A 19,139-nucleotide genomic window follows, 5' to 3' on the forward strand; every position below is an offset into this window, starting at 1 on the left:
GACGGGTGACCTGCGGGGGAAGGCGCGGCGCTAGGGTGCTGGCAGCGTCGGCGCAGCGGGCGGCGGCGCGAAGCGGTGAGGAGCGTGCCCATGTCCGGGATCGCCGAGAGGCTGACGGCAGCGATCGGGGAGGAGCAGGTCGTCACCGACCCCCAGGTCATGGAGGGCTACTCCCACGACGAGGCCGAATGGGCCCCCTACGGGCGCCCCGCGGCCGTGGTGCGCCCCCGCGACACCGCCGACGTGTCGGCCACGGTCGCCCTGTGCGCCGAACTGGGGGTCCCGGTGGTCGCGCGCGGCGCGGGCACCGGGCTCTCCGGGGCGGCCAACGCCGTGGACGGCTGGGTGGTGGTCTCCTTCGAGCGCATGAACCGCGTGCTGGAGGTGGACCCGGTCCAGCAGACCGCGACGGTGCAGCCCGGCGTCGTCAACGACGACCTGCGCGAGCGGGTGGCCCGGGACGGCCTGTGGTACCCGCCCGACCCCGCCTCCGCACCCTGGTCCACCATCGGCGGGAACGTGGCGACCAACGCGGGCGGGCTGTGCTGCGTCAAGTACGGGGTCACCCGCGACTACGTGCTGGGCATGGAGGCGGTCATGGGGTCCGGGGAGGTGGTGCGGCTGGGCCGCGTCACCGCCAAGGGCGTGACCGGCTACGACCTGTGCGGGCTGATGGTCGGGTCGGAGGGCACCCTGGGCATGGTCACCGAGGTGACGCTGCGGATGCGGCCCCTGCGCACCGGCGCCGAGCACACGGTGGTCGGCTACTTCGACTCCCTCACCGACGCCGGGCGCGCCGTGGCCGCCGTCTCGGCGGCGGGGGTGGTCCCCTCGGCGATGGAGCTCATCGACCGGTTCTGCCTCCAGGCGGTCGACGCCTGGAAGAACATGGGGCTGTCCGCCGAGGGCGAGGTGCTCCTGCTGGCGCGCAGCGACCAGCCGGGCGCGGCCGGGGAGGAGGAGGCCGAGCGCATCCTGTCCTGCTTCCGGGACGAGGGCGCGGTGTACGCGGTGCGCTCCACCGACCAGGAGGAGGCCGAGGCGCTTTTCGAGGCCCGCCGCCTGGCCTACCCGGCCCTGGAGCGGCTCGGCCCGCTGCTGACCGAGGACATGTGCGTGCCCAAGGCGAAGCTGCCGGAGATGCTGGAGAGGATCGAGGCCGCCGCCGAGCGGTTCGACACGCGGATCGGCAACATCGCCCACGCGGGCGACGGCAACCTGCACCCGCTGTTCATCGTCCCCGCCGGCGACGAGGCGGCCAAGAAGCGCGCGCAGGAGGCCTTCGAGGTGATCGTGGACGAGGCCCTGGCCCTGGGAGGGACGGTCACGGGTGAGCACGGTGTGGGGTTGTTGAAGATGCGCGGCGCGGCACGGGAGATGGGGCCGGACGTGGTGCGGATGCACCACGCGGTCAAGAACGCCCTCGACCCCCGGGGCATCTTCAACCCGGGCAAGGTGTTCGCCTGACCCGCGGGCCGGGCGGGCCGGGGCCTGCCCGGGGGCAGCGCTGTGGCAGATTGTGGTCATGGACGACGAACTCGCGCCGACCCTGGCCGCGGTCGGGCCCCGCCTTCGCGCCCTGCGCCGAGAACGCGGGGCGACCCTCTCCCAGCTGTCGGAGGCCACCGGCATCTCGGTGAGCACCCTGTCGCGCCTGGAGGCCGGACGCCGGCGCCCCACCCTGGAACTCCTGCTCGCGCTGGCCCGCGCGCACGGCGTGCCCCTGGACGAACTCGTGGGGGAGGACCCCGCCTCCGATCCGCGCGTGCGGCGCAGCTCCTTCGTCCGCAACGGGATCACGTTCGTGCCGCTGACCCGCAAGCCCGGGGGGCTGCAGGCCTTCAAGGTCACCTATCCGCCGCCCCGGGGCCACACCGAGATCGAGCAGCGCACCCACGAGGGCTACGAGTGGCTGTACGTCCTGAGCGGGCGCCTGCGCCTGGTCCTGGGCGACCACGACATGGTGCTCTCGGCCGGGGAGGTCGCCGAGTTCGACACGCGCCTGCCGCACGCCTTCGCCAACCCCGGCCCCGAGCCGGTGGAGTACCTGGGCCTGTTCGGCCCCCAGGGGGAGCGCGCCCACGTGCGGGTGCGCCCGCGCACCAGGGGATCCGCCGACAAGGAGTGAGCGGGAAAGGGGAACCGGTCCGGTGGTGGGCGGCGTCTCACCGTGGGAGAGCCGCACCCGGATGAGGAGTTCCCCTTGGACGTCGCCCTACTGGTCCTGGCCGTCACGGTCGCTGTGGTCGCCGCGGTCGGCGCCCTGGTGTTCGCGGGCTCGGCCGCCGAGCGCCGGCGTGCGAAAGCCCTGGCCGCCTGGGCCGAACGCGAGGGGTGGCGCTACGACCGGGAGCGCCCGGAGCTGGTGGACCGCTTCTCGGGGGATCCGTTCGTGGAGGGCCGTTCCGACGCCAGGGCCACGCACGTGCTGTGCACGGAGCTGCGCGGCCACCGTGTCCTGGCCTTCGAGTACCGCTACTCCTCCTCGCACCACGACGGGCGCCAGACCAGGACCGCCACCCACACGCACACCGTCGTCGTGCTCCCGGTCCCGTCCGGCGCCCCCGTGCTGGAGCTGCGGGAGGAGGCCCTGGGGCATGCGGTGCTGGGCCCTCTGGGGGTCCACGACCTGAGGCTGGGCGAGACGGCGTTCGACTCCCTCTTCTACGTCGCCACCTCCGACGACGGCTTCGCCCGCGCCGTCCTGGACGAGGACGTGCGGTCGTGGCTGGCCGGCGCCGGCGCGGCGGCCGTGCCGTTCCGCATCCACGGCGACCGCCTGCTGTGCTGGGACCACCGGGAACTGGACGCCGAACGGGTCCGTGCCTCGGCCCGGACCATGGTCGGACTGCTGGAGCGGATCCCCGCCTCGGCCTGGGAGGGCGCCCCGAAGGCCCCGGAGGTCCGTCCCTGAGGCGGCTGTCTCAGGGGCGCCGCGCGGGCGCGCATCCGCTCCACCGCAGGTCCGGTTCCAGGTGCGAGACGTCGTTGAAGGCCAGGACCTCGGCCGCCCGCCCGGGCGTGTGGCGGATGACGGTCAGGGCGGCGTTGGCCGGGGCCAGGGTCGCCCACCGCCAGGCGGGCGCCCCGAGTGCGGCCACCGTCAGCCAGCCCACCGGGTAGGCGTGGGTGATGACCGCCTCCCGGACCTCCCGCTCGCCCGGGGCCGGACCGGAGAAGCGTTCCAGGCACCGGCGGCCCAGCTCGGGACCGGGTCCGCGCTCCTGCTCCGGCAGGGAGGCCGTGAACGCCATGACGGTGTCGGCGTACTCGGGCGGCACCTCCTCCCGGGAGGGGAGGTGGGGCGCGTAGTCGCCCGCCTCGGGCGCGGCCGCCGTTTCGACGCCGGCCCCGTCCAGGGCGAGCCGGTCGGCTACCAGGCGCGCCGTCTCGGTGGTCCGCTCCGAGGGTCCGTGGTGGAGCGTTCGCACCCCGGCCTCGCGCAGGCGGTCGCCGAGCAGGACGGCCTGGCGCAGGCCGGTGCCGGTCAGTCCGCCGTGACCGGGGTCGGCTTCGGCGTGGCGGGCCAGGTACAGGTAGCGGGTCGCGGGCATGGGGGCCTCCGGTCGGATCGGTCCTGGGCGCCGGGAAGCCGCCGCCCCTCCCGGGCGCGGCGGCGGGGCTGCGGCCGTACCGGTCGGATCCCGCGGAGCGGTGCGCGGTTCGGCGCGCGGGCGGAAGGTGAGACGTCCCCCCTGAGCGGGTAGGGCGGCCAACGCGGCACCGGAGCGGTGCCGAGGACGCGACCCGAGGGGGCAGCCATGGCCGACAGGCTCAACGGACGCAGGATCGCGATTCTGGCCGCGGACGGGGTCGAACGGGTCGAACTCGTCCGCCCGCGCGAGGCGCTGCGGGAGGAGGGCGCGAGCACCGACCTGGTCTCGCTGAGCGAGGGGGAGATCCAGTCGATGAACGGCGACATCGAGCCCTCCGAGCGGTTCGCGGTGGACCGTGTGGTCTCCGAGGCCAAGGTGGAGGACTACGACGCCCTGGTGGTCCCGGGAGGGACCGTCAACCCGGACAACCTGCGCCTGGACGCGGACGCCGTAGGGTTCGTACGCGACTTCATCGCGGCGGGCAAGCCGGTGGCGGCGATCTGCCACGGGCCCTGGATCCTGGTGGAGGCCGACGTGGTGCGGGGGCGCACGGTGACCTCCTACCCCAGCATCCGCACCGACATCCGCAACGCCGGCGGGGTCGTGGTGGACGAGGAGGTGGTCACCGACCACGGGGTCACCACCAGCCGCAACCCCGACGACCTGCCCGCGTTCTGCGAGCGCATCGTGCGGGAGTTCGCCCAGGGGTGAGGCGTGCGACGGCGCGGTGCGAACGACGGGCGGGGCGGTGGATGCTCCCGGCATCCACCGCCCCGCCCGTCGTCTGCCCGGCGCCTACTCCGGCCCGGACTCGTCGGGGTGGCGCCGCAGGTGGACGACGGCCGCGACGAGGCCGCCCCAGAGCACGGCGATGGAGACGACCATCATGACGATCGCGCTGGTGGACATCAGCTGTCACCTTCCTTGGCGGTCAGGGCGGCGTCGGCCGCGTCCTCTCGGGCGATGGCGTCGGCGCGCTTCCAGGGGAACAGCGAGACGACGATCCCGAACACGAGGGCGCCGATCGCCACGCCCCAGCCCGCGGAGAGCAGGAACCCGGTGGAGTAGCCCGCGTAGTTCTCCGTGAGCTCGGTGCGCAGGCTGTCCCACATCATGAAGCCGAGCAGGACCGGTGTGATCCCGCCCAGCACGACCTTCCACCCCGTGCCCAGGCGGATGGAGGACACCTCGTTGGCGTGCTTCTGGAACATCGGCAGTCGGCGCAGGACCCACCCGAAGACGATGAGCATCGCCAGGGCGGCCAGGACGATGCCGTACTGGTTGATGAAGTGGTCGAACACGTCCAGGTAGTGCAGGCCCTGGTGGGTGGGGAAGATCAGGATGGAGACCAGGGCGATGATGCCGCCGACCAGGAAGACGGACTGCAGGCGGCCCAGGCCGACCCGGTCCTGGACGGCGGAGACGACGACCTGGACGATGCTGATCAGGGAGGTCAGCCCGGCGATCATCAGCGAGGCGAAGAAGAGCACGCCGAACAGCGCCCCGCCGAAGGGCAGGGTGGAGATGATCTGCGGGAAGGCGATGAAGGCCAGCCCGATGCCCGAGGTGGCGACCTCGTCGACCGCGGTTCCGGCGGCGGTGGCCATGAAGCCCAGCGCCGCGAACACACCGATGCCCGCGAGCAGCTCGAAGGAGCTGTTGGCGAAGCCCGCGACCATGGCCGAGCCGGTCAGGTCGGCCTTGCGCTTGAGGTAGGAGGCGTAGGTGACCATGATGCCGAACCCGATGGACAGCGAGAAGAAGATCTGTCCGTAGGCCGCCACCCACACGCTGCCGTCGAGCATGGCGTTCCAGTCGGGGGTGAACAGGGCGTCCAGGCCGGCGACGGCGCCGTCCAGGGTGAGCGCCTGCACCACCAGGACGAGGAACAGGACCGCCAGCAGCGGGATGAAGACCTTGTTGGCCTTCTCGATGCCGTTGCGCACGCCCAGGGCCAGGATGGCCAGCACCACGACCCACACGCCGACCAGCGGCCATGCCACCGCGGGCACGTACCCGGTGATCCCGCCGGGGGTCTCGCTCATCTGGAGGTAGTCGCCGAAGAAGAACCCGTTGGGGTCGTCCCCCCAGGCGCCGGTGACCGAGAAGTAGATGTACGAGGCGCTCCAGGCGATAATCGCGCCGTAGAAGATGGCGATGACGAAGCAGATCGCCACCTGCCACCAGCCGATGGCCTCGGCGGGCCGGGAGATCCGTCTGTAGGACAGGGGGGCGGAGGACCGGTACCGGTGGCCGATCGAGTACTCCAGGATCAGGAGTGGGATACCGGCGGTGAGCAGGGCCACCAGGTAGGGCAGCATGAACGCCCCACCGCCGTTCTCGTAGGCGATGTAGGGGAATCGCCAGATGTTCCCGAGTCCGACGGCGGATCCGATCGCCGCCATCAGGAATCCCGCGCGCGTCCCCCACTGCTCGCGAGGCTGTTGGGCCATGTTCAGGCCTCCTAAATCATCCCGTAGTTCGCGAACCGCACCGTAGCAGGAGTTGGTCCAGGCGGCATCGTTGGGACATTTCGCCTCGCCGCATGTCGTGCAGCAATACGGTTTTCGTATCACTTTGTCCAGGTATGGACGTACCCCGCGTGTGTGTCAAGGAACACTGGACACCTCTCTTCAGTCGCGCTTGCACACGCGTGTGGCGGCGCCCCCGGGGTACGGGGGCGCCGCCACAGGTCCTGCCGTACGGGGCCGGAGGGGTCTCAGGGGCGGTGGCGGGGCCTGGGCCGCAGGCGGGCGTTGGGCAGGTCGGGCGCGGGCAGTGCCGCGCCCCCGTCACCGGCCACCGCGGGGAAGCGGGATCCGGGTGCGGGCGCCTCGCGGCCCTGTTCCCAGGCGGTGCGCGCCCGGACGATCTCGTCGTGGTCGCGTCCGACGAAGTTCCACCACATCACCAGGTCCTCGGCGAAGGGCTCGCCGCCGATGACCAGCAGGTGGGCGCGCTCCTCGGCGTGCAGGACGGCGTGGTCGCGCCCCTGCCCCAGGTAGAGCAGGGATCCCGCGCCGACCCGGTGCCCGAGGGTGTGCACGGTCGCGTCCAGTGCCAGCACGCCGTGCTCGAACCCCGGTTCCAGGGGCATGCGCACGCGGGCGCCGGGCTCCAGCACCAGTTCGGCGCCCATGAGCGGGGTGTAGGTGCGGGCGGGGGAGCGGCGCCCGTCCACCTCGCCCATGATCACCGTGACCCTCGCCCCGTGGGTCGGCGGTTCCGCGGGGGCCGCGCCGGCCCGGTCCAGGAGAGGAAGGTCCAGGACGGGCAGGTCGGCGTGGTGCTCGAAGTGCGGGTCGCCCTCGCGGTCGGCCCCGGGCAGGGCCACCCACAGCTGGGCGCCGTGCAGGTCGCGGGGGGCGTCGGCGGGGGTGCGCTCGGAGTGGGCGATGCCGTGCCCGGCGGTCATGAGGTTGAGCTGGCCGGGGCGGACCAGCTGGTCGGAGCCGACGCTGTCGCGGTGGTGGACCGTCCCCCTCACCAGCCAGCTGACGGTCTGGAGGCCGATGTGGGGGTGCGGCGGCACCTGCATGCCGGCGCCCGGGGAGACGTCCGTGGGGCCGTAGGCGTCGGCGAAGCACCAGGCGCCGACCATGCGGCGGTTCTTGCCCGGGAGGGCCCGGCGGACCAGCATCGCGCGGGGCCCGCCCAGGGGGACCTCGCGGGGTTCGAGGAGTTCGGTGTCCGGGTCGGGGAGGGCGGGGTCGATCTCCCCGGCGCACACGCGCTCTTCGGCGGGGTGGGGTTCGAGATTGCTCACCCTGCCGAAAATAGCCGAGGCGGCGCCGGCTCGGGCACCGCCACGGACCGGGACCGCACCCGTGTCACCAGCGCATGTGCACGTGTTCGGCGAATCCGAAGAGGCCGTCCACGGCCACCGGGTGGCCGTCGTCGGTGTGCACGGTGCCGGTGTAGTGGCCGAAGCACTGGTGGGTGTCGTTGACGAGGACGCCGGCGTCGGTGCGGTCGACCCGCTCGTGGAAGGGGGTGAAGACGAGGTCGACCTGGTCGGAGCCGGGGGTGCGGATCCACCAGGGGGTGAGGACGTCGTCGGGGTCGTACTCCCATTCGAGTTCCTCGCCGATCTTGGACAGGCGCCCGTCCACGCACAGGGCGTTCTCGGTCAGGCCGGTGCCCTCGGTCCACCTGCCGCCGAACTGCAGCCCCACCGTGCGGCCGTCGGTGCGGCCGGAGGCCGCGCCCCAGTTCCACCGGGTGTCGTAGGGCCAGCGGCCGCGCCCGTGGTCGAGCACCCCCCAGCCGCCCCCGAAGTCCAGGACGTCCCCTCCGAGACGGACCGCGCCCCGGGCGGGGCGGGCGGTGTGCTTGGAGGTGTACTGGAAGCGGTCGGCGCTCCAGGGGATGACCACGTTCATGGTCTCGTGGTCCTGGGGCAGGTCGACGGTGAGGTCGCCGTGGAGCCTGCCCTCGGGGGTGTCGCAGGAGAAGCGGAGCCGTGTCGCGCCGGGCGCCTCCTGGACGAGGGCGCGCACGGGTCCGATGGCCGCGCCCGTCCCGGCGCCCAGGGTGTCGGGCAGGCGGACGCCGTGGGCGAGAGGACGCAGGGAGGTGCGGCTCACCTCGCGGCCCCCGTACTCCAGGAGGTACACGCCGACCACTCCGAGGTAGTCGATGTCGGCGACGGTGAGGGCGACCAGGTGGGTGGGGGTGGACACACACCAGTACTCCCACTTCTTGCGGCGGCCCCAGCCGGGGAGCGCGCTCCGGTGCAGGGGGGTGCGCGACCACCCCACGGCGTCGGGGTTGAGGCGGCCGTCGGGCGCGCACAGGTCGACAGGGGCGGTGATCTCCCGCTCGTGTGTTGCCATGCCCGGCAGCATAGGGGGGAGCGGGGCCGCCGGTAAGGGCCCGGCGGGCCAGGTCGGCGGCGGTGCGGCGTGCGCGGCCGCCCAAGGCGGCGGTGTGTCGGGCCGGTCCGTCGCGCCTCGGCCCGGGCCCCACACGGGCGTCAGGCCGGCCCCGGCCCCTCACCGAACCTGGTCGCCTGCATGCGCTGCGCGGCTGCGGACGCGTCGCCGACGGCCTCCCAGTCCTTGGGCCTACATCCCCGGAAGATGCGCTGGACCGGTGTCCATCCGACCCAGCGCGGGGGATCCCAGCCCGGAGGCGCCGCCAGGTCCGGGATGTCGAGATAGTGGTCGATCCTGACCCGGTCCCAGGCGTGCACGACCCGGCCGTCCCCGACGCACAGCCCCACGTGGCCCCAGTCCTGTCGGCGGCCGAACAACTCCCCGGTGCTGTCGTAGAAGGCGAAGGCGCCGGTCGGAGGAACTCCGGTATTCTCCCGCGCCGCATAGATCCGGGCGGACTCACCGGCGAAGTCGCCACCGAAGATCTCCACGTGGTTGGACCGTTCGTAGGCGTCCTCCACGAAGGCGAGGCAGCGCGAGGCGTAAGCGGTCGATCCGAGATGCTGTCGTGCCCAGGTGACGGCGTTGTCGGCACAGACCTGCCAGTCGTGTTCCATGGCTCCCCTGGATGAGAGAACAGGCGGTTGTGCATGTTAGCGCCGCGCCGGCGCGCAACAGAAAGGGTTTTCCGCGGGGCGGCGGGCCGAACGCCTCCGCCGAGAACCCGCGCGTGGACCGGCCCGGGCGTTCCGGACCGGGCGGGCGCGGCACCGTCTCCCGTACCCGCCCGGCGTGCCGCTACCCGCCCGCGGCCGCGGCCTCGACCGGTTGCCGGAGGATGGTGCGCATCCTCTCCGGTGCGACCCTGCGGAAGTCGCCGAGGTAGATCTCATGGTGTTTTCCGGTCATGCGCAGCCCGTGGTCGGGGATGAACTCGTGGTGCATCCGTGCCAGGACCCCGGCCTCCCCGTCGAACGGGCCGACGTGCAGCGTCTGCACGCACCGGCCCTCCGACAGCCGCTCCAGGCGGACGTCGCCCAGGCGCGCCGGCCTGTTCCCGGCCGCCGCACGCTCGACGGCGGAGGCGAACATGTCCTGGTCGGTCCAGTCCGGGACCATGATCATCATGGTCCAGTCCCACCGGGACTTGTCGCGGGCCGCCGTGAAGGCGTCCATGTCCTCGGCCCACCACAGGCCCTCCAGGGGCATGACGACGTAGTCGCGCCCGAGCTCCCGCTTGCTGGCGAACTTCAGCTTGTAGGCCACCGGGTAGAGCGCCCCGACCGCCTCGGCGAAGGCCGGTGAGGTGTTCGGGTCCCCGCGGCCGTCGATCATCAGGTAGTGCAGGTCCGGTATCTCGGCGATCCGGAACCGGCCCCGTGGCGCCCGGTAGGCGTCGAGGGTCTTCTTGAAGTCGGTCTTGTTCGTCATCGCGTACCTGGGCCCGGACTGCGAGCCGCGGCCTTTCCGCCTCGGGAGGCTCGGGTGGGTGGGTGGAGGGTCCGGGTCCGCCGCCGGTCGGCGGCGGACCCGTCGTCAGGCGTGGGGGCCCACGGTGACGGTGTCGAAGGCCAGGCGCGGAGAGGCCTGGAGGATGCGCCCGACCCGTTCGGCCTGCTCGGCGACGGCGTCGCGCCGTGCCGGCGGGAGCGGGGCCAGGGCCTCCACGGTGATGTCGAGGTGACGGCCCGACCGCCGCTGGTGCCAGACCCCGGCCGCCAGACCGTCCACGAACAGGACGGGGTGGGTCCCGGCCTGGCCCCGGGCCAGCACACGCCGGCGGGCCGGACCGGGGAAGACCACGTCGCGCGGGTGGCAGCCCACGGTGTAGGCGTCGAAGTAGGGCAGCAGCAGGACCTCCGGGGCGGGTGCGGGAGGGGCGGCGGCGTCCCCGGAGACCTGGTAGAGGGTGACGCCCTCCACCTCGACGGGTTCGACGAGCCCGCCCATGGACGCGAACAGCTCGACCGCCCAGCGCCTGGGCGCGGAGAGCCACTGGGCGAAGTGCTGGGGCGTGGCCGGGCCGTAGGCGCGCAGGTAACCGGTCAGCACGTGGGCGAGGGCCCGTTCGGTGTCGGCCGGAGCGGCGTCCGGCAGCCATCGGCGGGGGCTGGTGTAGGTGACCTTGCGGCCGCGCATCGGGCCGAAGCACAGGGAGCCGCGGTTGGCGAGGGTGTGGGTGGCCTGACGCCAGCGCGGCCACTTGGCCTGGAAGGCGTCCATGACGGGGTCGGCCGCCCAGGAGCCGGCCCGTTCGGCCAGGGCCTCGGTGAGCTCGTCCACGGTCATCTCGGTGCCGGCGAGGACGGCGGCGGAGGCCTCGACCAGTTCGTCGGTCTGCTCGGGGGTGAGCAGCGCCCCCTTGGGGGAGGGGTTGCCCGCGCGCTGGGCCGCCGAGAGCGCCGCGGTCCACAGCGGCAGCTCGCGGGTGGGCAGCAGGTGGACGGTGCCGCGCGGGCCGAAGGTCTTGACCAGCTCGTGGGTCTCCCACAGGGCGGCGCGCACATGCGTGCGGTCGGCGCCCTCCAGGCGCAGGCCGAGCGACACCTCGGCCGCCGACATCACCTGGGCGTGGGCCCCGCACATGGCGCCGACCACGTCGGCCGCGCTCGTGCCCGGGGAGGTGAGCGCATGGCGCCACAGGCGTCGCGCGGTCATGTCCTGCCAGGTGGGGGTGCCCATGGGTCTCCTCGGGGTGCTGTGGTGTGCCCCCACTCTAGGAACCGTGCAGGTCGGGAACTGTCCTCTACTCGGCGTGCGGTGACTTCCTCCACGACCGCGTGCGAGGCCGCCCGCGGCTACTCACCGGTCGCCTGTCCCGTCACCGGGTGCTCGGGGGGACGCCCCTTCTCCGTCGGCGGGGTGGAGGGGTGCTTCGCAGAGGAGAACTGTCCCGTGGCGATCAGGACCACGACGAGCGCGAGCGGCACGATCCATCCGCTCCAGCCCAGGACCGTCGCCTGCGTGGTGTCGACGTGCTCTCCCGCCTTCGCGAAGAGGAGGTAGGACCCGCCCGCCCCGTTGAACGCGGCATGCGCCAGGGCTGCGGGCCACACGGACCCCGATCGGAGCCTCAGCCAGCCGAAGACCGCGCCGATCAGAACGCACATGCCGACCATCGCGGCCAGGCCGAGCCAGCCCGGCGCATCGGGGTAGTTGTACCCGAGGAGGATGAGCGGCGCGTGCCACAGGCCCCAGATCACGCCGGAGACCAGGAGGGCCGGCAGGGTGCCGAGCGGCATCAGTTTCGGGAGCAGCCACCCCCGCCACCCGAGTTCCTCGCCCAGGGCCGGGAGCAGGTTGACGAACGCCGCCAGGGGGAGTGCGGCGAGCTGGACGGCGATGAGCGCGCCGATGGGTATCGGGAGCTCGGCAGACCCTGCGGCGCCCGCCTGCTCGTCGAGGACCCGCTGGAACGCTGAGAAGTTCGCGAAGTCGGCCGGATAGACCCCCAGCAGCGCGCCGACCGGGAGCGCCACCAGGACCAGAGCGATGGACACGAAGATCCCCAGCACCCCGTGGCCGAGCACCCTCCGGACCGGTCTCAGCGGCCACACCCCGAGATTCCACGCCTTGTGCTTCGGCCTCTCCACGAAGAACACGACGACGAGGGCGGCGATCGCGGGGGTCGCCATCGTGGCGGTCGCCACGAGGGGGAACCAGGGGCCGGCGAGCCCGTCACCGAACCAGAGCGGGAGCGCGAGGAGCCAGGCGAGCGCGAACGCCAGGGCGGTGAACACGCCGATGGATCGCAGATCACGGCTGTTCATGCGGGGCCCGCCCCGGGCCGCGGTCGTCTTCGGTGCGCCCGGAGATCCGATGGTCACGGCGCCTGCCCCTCCAGGATGTGCAGACCGGCGATGGCGCGGTCGTCGCGGAACGCGATCCGTGCCGTGTAGTCGCCCGCCTCGAACGAGAGCGGCGTGTTCGTGATCGTCACGTCGCCGGCCCGGGTGACCTCCGACTCCCCCCTTCCTTCGAGAGCTCCCGACAGGCCGACGATCTGCGCCCACGCGGCCGCGAGCGCGTCCTCCGACAGGCCGTCGCGCATGGCCGGATCGAACTGCTCGGTGACCCGCGCCCATTGCCCGGAAGCGAGGTCCCCGATCACCGAGGCGGCCAGTTCGGCGGCGCCGGGGAGCGGCGTGGTGTTCATGGGTTCTCCCGTTCTGGGATCGATCGGTTTGCCATAGCGCTGAAACGCCGCTTGCCTGCTCACGCCGAGCGCGTCACCGATGACCTGCCACGTGGCGCCGTTCTGGCGCGCCTGCTGCACGACAGCGCGCACGACGTCGTCGGCGGCCGCCTGCATGCTCACGGCACGCCCTATCGCGTCGGCCCAGTCGTCGTCCTTCGTCAGGACGCGTGACGCGAGGAACGCGTCCAGGCGCGTCTTCACGACCTTCAGCGCATCTGTCAAGATTTCTTGCACGCGTAAAGGATAACTTGACAACCGGACCGCGCGACAGGGGGTGTGCGCAACGGCGTGCGACGCCGCCCGGCCGGGTGGGTCCGCCCACCGCGAGGACCCGTCGAGCCGTCTCCGCCCGCTTCTCCGGGGCGCCACGGCCCCCTCCCCGGCGGGAACGCCCCCGGTGCGCGGGGGTTTTCCGCGGTTTTCCTCCTCGGAGCCCCTTGCGGCACCTCCGGCCCACTGGTGTGGACGGACGGTTTGCCGTACGCTGGAAAGCGCTTTCACAAGGAGAGGTGGTAACAACCCATGAGTGATCACGTGCTGGGTGTCGCCATGAACGGCGTCACCGGACGCATGGGGTACCGGCAACACCTGACCAGGTCGATCCTGGCGATCCGCGAGGCCGGAGGGGTTCCCCTGCCCGACGGCTCCCGGATCATCCCCGAACCCGTGCTGGTCGGGCGCTCCGAGCGGAAACTGCGCGAGATCGCGGACCGGCACGGCATCGAGCGCTGGACCACCGACCTGGACTCGGTTCTCTCCGACGACCGGATCTCGATCTACTTCGACGCGCAGATCACGCACGCCCGCGAGGCCGCGGTGCGCGCCGCCATCGCCGCGGGCAAGCACGTCTACGTCGAGAAGCCCACCGCGAGCACGCTCAGCTCGGCGCTGGAACTGGCCAAGCTCGCCCGCGACGCGGGCGTGCGCAACGGCGTCGTCCAGGACAAGCTCTTCCTGCCCGGACTGCTCAAACTGCGCCGGCTGGTCGAGAGCGGCTTCTTCGGAAAGGTCCTTTCCGTCCGGGGTGAGTTCGGCTACTGGGTCTTCGAGGGCGACTGGCAGCCCGCGCAGCGGCCCAGCTGGAACTACCGGGCCGAGGAGGGCGGCGGCATGGTGCTGGACATGTTCCCGCACTGGCACTACGTGCTGGAGCACCTGTTCGCCCCGGTGCGCACGGTCACCGCCAAGGTGGCCACCCACATCCCGCAGCGCTGGGACGAGGAGGGGCGCGCCTACCAGGCCACCGCCGACGACTCCGCCTACGGCATCTTCGAGCTGGAGGGGGGCGTCATCGCCCAGATCAACTCCTCCTGGAACGTGCGCGTCAACCGCGACGAGCTCGTGGAGTTCCAGGTCGACGGAACCCACGGCAGCGCCGTGGCGGGGCTGCGCTCCTGCCGCTTCCAGCACCGCGCCTCCACTCCCAAGGCCGTCTGGAACCCCGACCTGGAGGACCCCGCCAGCTACCGCGAGCAGTGGGAGGAGGTCCCCGACAACACCGACTTCCCCAACGGGTTCCGCGCCCAGTGGGAGGGCTTCCTGCGGCACGTGGTCCTGGACGCCCCGTTCCCGCACGACCTGCTCTCCGGCGCGCGGGGCCTGCAGATGGCCGAGGCCGGGCTGCGCTCGGCCCAGAACGGGCACACCGTCGAACTGGACGAGGTCACCCTGACGTGAGCACACTGCGCCTGCCCTCCCCCGACGGCGCCGTCGCGCCCTACACGCTGACCGGCGCCCCCGCCGACACCTCCCCCCTGCCGCCCGCGCGCTCCCGCGTCGCCTACGCGGCGGCCCACGTGGTCGCCGACCCGGCCGCCCCCAACGCGCCCGGGGCCCCCGCCCGCCTGGACTGGGAGGCCACCCTCGCCTTCCGCCACCACCTCTGGGACCAGGGGCTGGGCGTCGCCGACGCCATGGACACGGCCCAGCGCGGCATGGGCCTGGACTGGGAGGCCACCGCCGAGCTGATCCGCAGGTCGGGGGCGGAGGCCGCCGCGCGCGGCGCCGCCCTGGCCTGCGGGGTGGGAACCGACCAGCTCGATTCTTCCCATGTCGACCTGGAAAGCGTTATCACGGCCTATGGGGAACAGCTCGACGTCGTCCAGGGCGCCGGTGCCACACCCGTCCTGATGGCCTCGCGGGCCCTGGCCGCCGTCGCCCAGGGGCCGGGGGACTACGCCAAGGCCTACGGCCGCCTGCTGCGGCGGGCGGAGCGCCCGGTCGTCCTGCACTGGCTGGGCACCGCCTTCGACCCGGCCCTGGCCGGGTACTGGGGGTTCGCCGACCCGGCCGAGGCGATCGAGCCCGTGGCCGCGCTGATCGCCGAGCACGCCGACGCGGTGGAGGGCATCAAGGTCTCCCTGCTCGACGCCGCCCTGGAGGTCCGTCTCAGACGCCTGCTCCCCGAGGGCGTGCGCCTGTACACCGGCGACGATTTCAACTACCCCGACCTGGTGCTGGGCGACGAGCAGGGCCACTCCCACGCCCTGCTCGGGATCTTCGCCGCCATCGGACCGGCCGCCGCCCGGGCGCTCGCGGCGCTGGACGAGGGCGACACCGGCCGCTACCGCGCGCTGATGGACCCGACCGTCCCCCTGGCCCGGCACCTGTTCGCCGCGCCCACCTTCTACTACAAGACCGGCATCACCTTCCTGGCCTGGCTCAACGGCCACCAGAAGGGGTTCCACATGGTGGGCGGCCTGCACAGCGCCCGCGACCTGCCCCACCTGGCCCAGGCCCTGCGCCTGGCCGACGCCGCCGGGGTCCTCTCCGACCCCGACCTCGCCGCGGCGCGCATGCGTGCCCTGCTCCAGGTGTCGGGGGTGGACCAGTGACCACGTACCCGCCCCACGGCGCCGCCCCGGTGGTGCCCGGCGCCGTCGACGTCCCCTCCGGCCTCCCCGCGGCCGTGGACACCCCGGAGCCGGGCGACCCCCGGCTCGCGCGGCTGTCCCTGAACCAGGCCACCGTCAAGCGCTGGAGTCTGACCCAGGCGGTGGACGGGTGCCTGCGCGCCGGGCTGCCCGCCATCGGCCTGTGGCGCGAACCGGTCGCCGAGACCGGGCTCGCCAAGGCCGCTGACCTGGTGCGCCGCAGCGGTCTGCGGGTCTCGTCCTACTGCCGTGGAGGGTTCCTCACCGGTGGGGACAGGGCCGCCGCGCTGGAGGACAACCGCCGGGCCGTCGACGAGGCCGCCGAGCTGGGCGCGCCCTGCCTGGTCATGGTGGTGGGCGGCATGCCGGACGGGGACCGCGACCTCGCCGGCGTGCGCGAGCGGATGGTCGAGGCCCTGGCCGAGCTCGTCCCGTACGCGGTCGAGCGCGGTGTGCGCCTGGCCCTGGAGCCGCTGCACCCGGTGTTCTGCGCCGACCGCGCGGTGCTGTCCACCCTGGGGCAGGCCCTGGACGTGGCCGAACGCTTCGACGCCGAGGCGGCGGGCGTGGTCGTGGACGCCTACCACGTGTGGTGGGACCCGCAGGTGTGGACCCAGATCGAGCGGGCCGGGGCGGGCGGGCGCATCGCCTCCTTCCAGGCCTGTGACTGGGTGGTGCCGCTTCCGGCCGACAACCTGCTGGGCCGGGGCATGGTCGGTGACGGCCACGCCGACGTGCGCGGCCTGCGCCGGGCCGTGGACGCGGCGGGGTACGACGGGGACATCGAGGTGGAGATCTTCAACCGGCAGGTGTGGGACGCCGACGGCGACGACGTCATCGCCACCCTGGTCCGGCGTCACGTGCAGCACGTCCTGTGAGGTCCTGCGGACCTCGCCGGGGCCGCCCGTACCCGGGGCGGCCCCGATCCCTCAACAGCCAAGGAGCGGCATGAACTTCGAAGGAATCCTGTTCTTCCCCCTCACCCCCTTCGACTCCGGAGGAGGCGTCGCCGAGGCCGTGCTGGCCGAGCACGTGGCCTCGGGCGTGGAGCACGGGGCCGGCGGGGTGTTCGCGGCGTGCGGTACCGGTGAGGTGCACGCCCTGTCGGCCGCCGAGCACGCCGCGGTGGTGCGGCGGTCGGTGGAGGTCACCGCGGGGCGTGTGCCCGTGGTGGCCGGTGCGGGCGGCAGCGTCGGCACCGCGGTCGAGCAGGCCCGCGCGGCCCGGGAGCTGGGCGCGGACGCCGTCCTGCTGCTGCCCCCCTACCTGGTGGGCGCCCCGCAGCGGGGGCTGGTGGAGTACGTGCGCACCGTGACCTCGGCCGTCGACATCCCGGTGATCGTCTACCAGCGCGGATCGATGGTGTTCACCCCCGAGAGCGCCGCCGAGCTGGCGGCGATCCCCACGGTGGTGGGCATCAAGGACGGGGTGGGCGACCTCGGGCGCATGCACCAGATCGTCCTGGCGGTGCGCGAGGTGCGCGGGGACGAGTTCACGTTCTTCAACGGGCTGCCCACGGCGGAGCTGACCGTGGCGGCCTACCGGGGTGTGGGTGTGCCGCTGTACTCGTCGGCGGCGTTCGCGTTCGTGCCCGAGGTGGCGAACGCGTTCTACACGGCCTTCCACGCGGGGGACCCTCTCGCGGACCGGCTGCTGTCCGGGTTCTTCGAGCCGCTGGTGCGGCTGCGCGACCGGGTGCCCGGGTACGCGGTGTCCCTGGTCAAGGCGGGGGCGCGGCTGCGCGGGGTGGAGGCGGGCGGGGTGCGGGCCCCGTTCACCGACCCCACGGCCGAGGAGGTGGCGGCTCTGGGTGAGCTGATCGAGACGGGCCTGTCCCTGGTGAAGGAGGGCTGACGGTGCGTGTCACCGAGGTCGTGGCCCGTGCCTTCCGGCTGCCGCTGCACCGGGCGTGGGACGGCGGGGTGGATCGCAACGACGTGGTGGTGGTGCGGGTGGCCACCGACACGGGGCTGGTCGGCACGGGGTTCTCGTGGACCCCGCTGATCGGGGCCCGTGCGGTGGCGGCTCTGGTCAACGACGACCTGGGCCCGGTCCTGTCGGGGGGAGCGGCGCACCCCTCCCGGTGGGACGAGCTGCGCTGGCACCTGCGCGAGGCGGGGACCAGCGGGCTCACCCTGATGGCGCTGGCCGGGGTGGACATCGCCCTGTGGGACCTGTCCGCCCGTGCGGCGGGGGTGAGCCTGGTCGACCTGGTGGGCCGGCGCCGTGACTCGGTGGAGTCCTACGGCAGTGGGGTCAACCTCGACTACTCGCTGCCGGACCTGGTGGAGCAGGTGCGGGGCTGGGTCGGGGCGGGGCACCGGGCGGCCAAGATGAAGGTGGGCTCGGCCGAGATCTCCCGCGACGTCGAGCGCGTGGGCGCGGTGCGGGAATCGCTGGGGCCGGAACGGTTGTTGATGGTGGACGCCAACCAGCGCTGGGACGTGCCCAGGGCGGCGCGGGCGCTGCGCGCGCTGGAACCGTTCGATCCGTACTTCGTGGAGGAGCCCCTGCCCGCCGAGGACCTGGAGTCGCATGCCCGGCTGCGCGAGCGGACGGGCATCGCTTTCGCGATCGGTGAGAACCTGCGCACGGCCGCGGAGTTCGAGCGGGCCGTGGACCTCGGTGTGTGCGACGTGGCGCAGCCCAACGTGGTGCGGGTGGGCGGGGTGACCCCGTTCCTGCGGATCGCGGAGTCGATGGCGCGCCGCGGCGTGCCGGTGGCTCCGCACCTGTTGCCCGAGCTGTCGGGCCAGTTGGCGCTGTGCCTTCCCCGGGTGGCCATGGTCGAGGACATCGACCGTGCCTCCTTCGCCGCGCTGGGAGCGTTGGCCCGCCCCAGCGGGGTGGAGTTCGACCGGGGGACGGTGCGCGCCGACACCGGGCTCGGCCACGGCCTGGTGTTCGCCGACACGCTCACCCCGGTCGCGGACCCCTCCCCCTAGCACAGGGTCCGCGACCGTGCGCCGGGGCGCCCTCCGCAGGTCGGGGGGCGCCCCGGCGCGGTCATGAGCACGGGTACTCAGAGGGGGTGGGTGCGGGTGCCGATGTGCGCGGCGCCGCCCCGGCCTAGGTTCGGGGCATGCCCTACCTCCTCCTCGGCCACACCGCGATGGTCCTCCACTTCGCGTTCCTCGGCTTCGTCGTCCTCGGCGGGTTCCTGGCCTGGCGATGGCCCCGGCTGTTCCGGGTGCACCTGGTGGTCGCCGCCTACGCCCTGGGCATCGTGATCGTCGACTGGCCGTGCTTCCTGACGGAGATCGAGAACTGGGCCCGGCTCAACACGGGTCGCCCGGTGATGGAGTTCGGCTTCATCGACTTCTACCTGACGGAGCGCCTGTACCCCCGCGAGCACCTCATGACCTCGCGCTGTGTGATGGCCGCCGTCGTGGCCGCGGCCTGGGCGGGTGTGTGGGTGCGCCGCCGGCGCGCCCGGTCCGGCGGCGGCGTCTCCGCACCGGCGGCCTGAGGGCGGTGACGGGCAGAACCCGGCCGGGGCCCGTACGACGGCCCCGGGATCGTTCTCCATCGGGGACGTGCGCAGTGCGGGCTCCGGGTCGAGGGGGTGGCGGGGGTCCGCCGCGGCGGCCGGTGC

General features: G+C 73.2%; 20 protein-coding genes. 10 read left to right on the top strand and 10 right to left on the bottom strand.

Going from position 1 to position 19,139, the window contains the following annotated elements; all coding sequences use genetic code 11:
• The first annotated feature begins 90 nt into the window (after positions 1 to 90).
• From ACFQBR_RS03935 to ACFQBR_RS03945, 3 genes are all read left to right on the top strand, one after another.
• Positions 91 to 1,467 carry an FAD-binding oxidoreductase gene (locus tag ACFQBR_RS03935; protein WP_344175381.1) on the top strand — a complete coding sequence of 459 codons (1,377 nt, stop codon included), beginning with the start codon at positions 91 to 93 and terminating at the stop codon, positions 1,465 to 1,467.
• A 58-nt stretch (positions 1,468 to 1,525) separates the two neighbouring features.
• The gene (locus tag ACFQBR_RS03940) at positions 1,526 to 2,128 is read left to right on the top strand and encodes a helix-turn-helix domain-containing protein (protein ID WP_267950154.1); all 603 of its coding nucleotides are present in this window, start codon (positions 1,526 to 1,528) and stop codon (positions 2,126 to 2,128) included.
• A gap of 75 nt (positions 2,129 to 2,203) precedes the next feature.
• Complete coding sequence (locus ACFQBR_RS03945; RefSeq protein WP_344175383.1) at positions 2,204 to 2,914, top strand: hypothetical protein; 711 nt, start codon at positions 2,204 to 2,206, stop codon at positions 2,912 to 2,914.
• 10 nt (positions 2,915 to 2,924) lie between these two features.
• Here the strand turns inward: ACFQBR_RS03945 and ACFQBR_RS03950 are convergent, their stop codons facing one another.
• Positions 2,925 to 3,554 (bottom strand): histidine phosphatase family protein, encoded by a 630-nt coding sequence (locus ACFQBR_RS03950; RefSeq protein WP_344175385.1) that lies wholly within the window; start codon positions 3,552 to 3,554, stop codon positions 2,925 to 2,927.
• A gap of 207 nt (positions 3,555 to 3,761) precedes the next feature.
• Here ACFQBR_RS03950 and ACFQBR_RS03955 point away from each other — a divergent pair, with 207 nt between their 5' ends.
• Positions 3,762 to 4,307, top strand: coding sequence for a type 1 glutamine amidotransferase domain-containing protein (locus ACFQBR_RS03955; protein ID WP_344175387.1), 546 nt, complete (start codon positions 3,762 to 3,764; stop codon positions 4,305 to 4,307).
• Between the two features lie 84 nt (positions 4,308 to 4,391).
• Here ACFQBR_RS03955 and ACFQBR_RS03960 read toward each other — a convergent pair whose 3' ends face one another.
• From ACFQBR_RS03960 to ACFQBR_RS04000, 9 genes are all read right to left on the bottom strand, one after another.
• Entirely contained in the window at positions 4,392 to 4,505 is a 114-nt protein-coding gene (locus tag ACFQBR_RS03960; protein ID WP_267950150.1) for a methionine/alanine import family NSS transporter small subunit, read from the bottom strand.
• Entirely contained in the window at positions 4,505 to 6,049 is a 1,545-nt protein-coding gene (locus ACFQBR_RS03965) for a sodium-dependent transporter (protein ID WP_344175389.1), read from the bottom strand. The genes ACFQBR_RS03960 and ACFQBR_RS03965 overlap by 1 nt, the downstream gene beginning before the upstream one ends.
• Positions 6,050 to 6,315: 266 nt before the next feature.
• The gene (locus tag ACFQBR_RS03970; protein ID WP_344175391.1) at positions 6,316 to 7,362 is read right to left on the bottom strand and encodes a pirin family protein; all 1,047 of its coding nucleotides are present in this window, start codon (positions 7,360 to 7,362) and stop codon (positions 6,316 to 6,318) included.
• Between the two features lie 64 nt (positions 7,363 to 7,426).
• Complete coding sequence (locus ACFQBR_RS03975; RefSeq protein WP_344175393.1) at positions 7,427 to 8,431, bottom strand: DUF2804 domain-containing protein; 1,005 nt, start codon at positions 8,429 to 8,431, stop codon at positions 7,427 to 7,429.
• 140 nt (positions 8,432 to 8,571) lie between these two features.
• Entirely contained in the window at positions 8,572 to 9,090 is a 519-nt protein-coding gene (locus tag ACFQBR_RS03980) for a hypothetical protein (RefSeq protein ID WP_344175395.1), read from the bottom strand.
• A 181-nt stretch (positions 9,091 to 9,271) separates the two neighbouring features.
• Positions 9,272 to 9,904, bottom strand: a complete 633-nt coding sequence (locus tag ACFQBR_RS03985; RefSeq protein WP_344175397.1) for a GyrI-like domain-containing protein — start codon at positions 9,902 to 9,904, stop codon at positions 9,272 to 9,274.
• A 105-nt stretch (positions 9,905 to 10,009) separates the two neighbouring features.
• A complete protein-coding gene (locus ACFQBR_RS03990) occupies positions 10,010 to 11,155 on the bottom strand; it encodes a winged helix DNA-binding domain-containing protein (RefSeq protein WP_344175400.1) in 1,146 nt (381 codons plus the stop codon).
• A 116-nt stretch (positions 11,156 to 11,271) separates the two neighbouring features.
• The gene (locus ACFQBR_RS03995; protein ID WP_344175924.1) at positions 11,272 to 12,243 is read right to left on the bottom strand and encodes a CPBP family intramembrane glutamic endopeptidase; all 972 of its coding nucleotides are present in this window, start codon (positions 12,241 to 12,243) and stop codon (positions 11,272 to 11,274) included.
• Between the two features lie 53 nt (positions 12,244 to 12,296).
• Positions 12,297 to 12,860: a DUF3887 domain-containing protein gene (locus ACFQBR_RS04000; protein WP_344175926.1), complete on the bottom strand. Its 564-nt coding sequence runs from the start codon at positions 12,858 to 12,860 to the stop codon at positions 12,297 to 12,299.
• A gap of 333 nt (positions 12,861 to 13,193) precedes the next feature.
• On the opposite strand from ACFQBR_RS04000, the gene ACFQBR_RS04005 reads away from it, so the two are divergent.
• From ACFQBR_RS04005 to ACFQBR_RS04030, 6 genes are all read left to right on the top strand, one after another.
• Complete coding sequence (locus ACFQBR_RS04005; RefSeq protein ID WP_267950143.1) at positions 13,194 to 14,348, top strand: Gfo/Idh/MocA family protein; 1,155 nt, start codon at positions 13,194 to 13,196, stop codon at positions 14,346 to 14,348.
• Positions 14,345 to 15,505 carry a dihydrodipicolinate synthase family protein gene (locus ACFQBR_RS04010; RefSeq protein ID WP_267950142.1) on the top strand — a complete coding sequence of 387 codons (1,161 nt, stop codon included), beginning with the start codon at positions 14,345 to 14,347 and terminating at the stop codon, positions 15,503 to 15,505. Before ACFQBR_RS04005 ends, ACFQBR_RS04010 begins: the two co-directional genes overlap by 4 nt.
• A complete protein-coding gene (locus ACFQBR_RS04015; RefSeq protein WP_378552104.1) occupies positions 15,502 to 16,422 on the top strand; it encodes a sugar phosphate isomerase/epimerase family protein in 921 nt (306 codons plus the stop codon). Before ACFQBR_RS04010 ends, ACFQBR_RS04015 begins: the two co-directional genes overlap by 4 nt.
• Positions 16,423 to 16,492: 70 nt before the next feature.
• A complete protein-coding gene (locus ACFQBR_RS04020; RefSeq protein WP_267950141.1) occupies positions 16,493 to 17,398 on the top strand; it encodes a 5-dehydro-4-deoxyglucarate dehydratase in 906 nt (301 codons plus the stop codon).
• A gap of 2 nt (positions 17,399 to 17,400) precedes the next feature.
• Positions 17,401 to 18,489, top strand: a complete 1,089-nt coding sequence (locus tag ACFQBR_RS04025) for a mandelate racemase/muconate lactonizing enzyme family protein (protein WP_344175404.1) — start codon at positions 17,401 to 17,403, stop codon at positions 18,487 to 18,489.
• 137 nt (positions 18,490 to 18,626) lie between these two features.
• Complete coding sequence (locus ACFQBR_RS04030; RefSeq protein WP_344175407.1) at positions 18,627 to 19,013, top strand: DUF2784 domain-containing protein; 387 nt, start codon at positions 18,627 to 18,629, stop codon at positions 19,011 to 19,013.
• Positions 19,014 to 19,139 lie beyond the last annotated feature (126 nt).

The organism is Nocardiopsis tropica, from assembly GCF_042660575.1.
Classification (GTDB): Bacteria; Actinomycetota; Actinomycetes; order Streptosporangiales; family Streptosporangiaceae; genus Nocardiopsis; species Nocardiopsis tropica.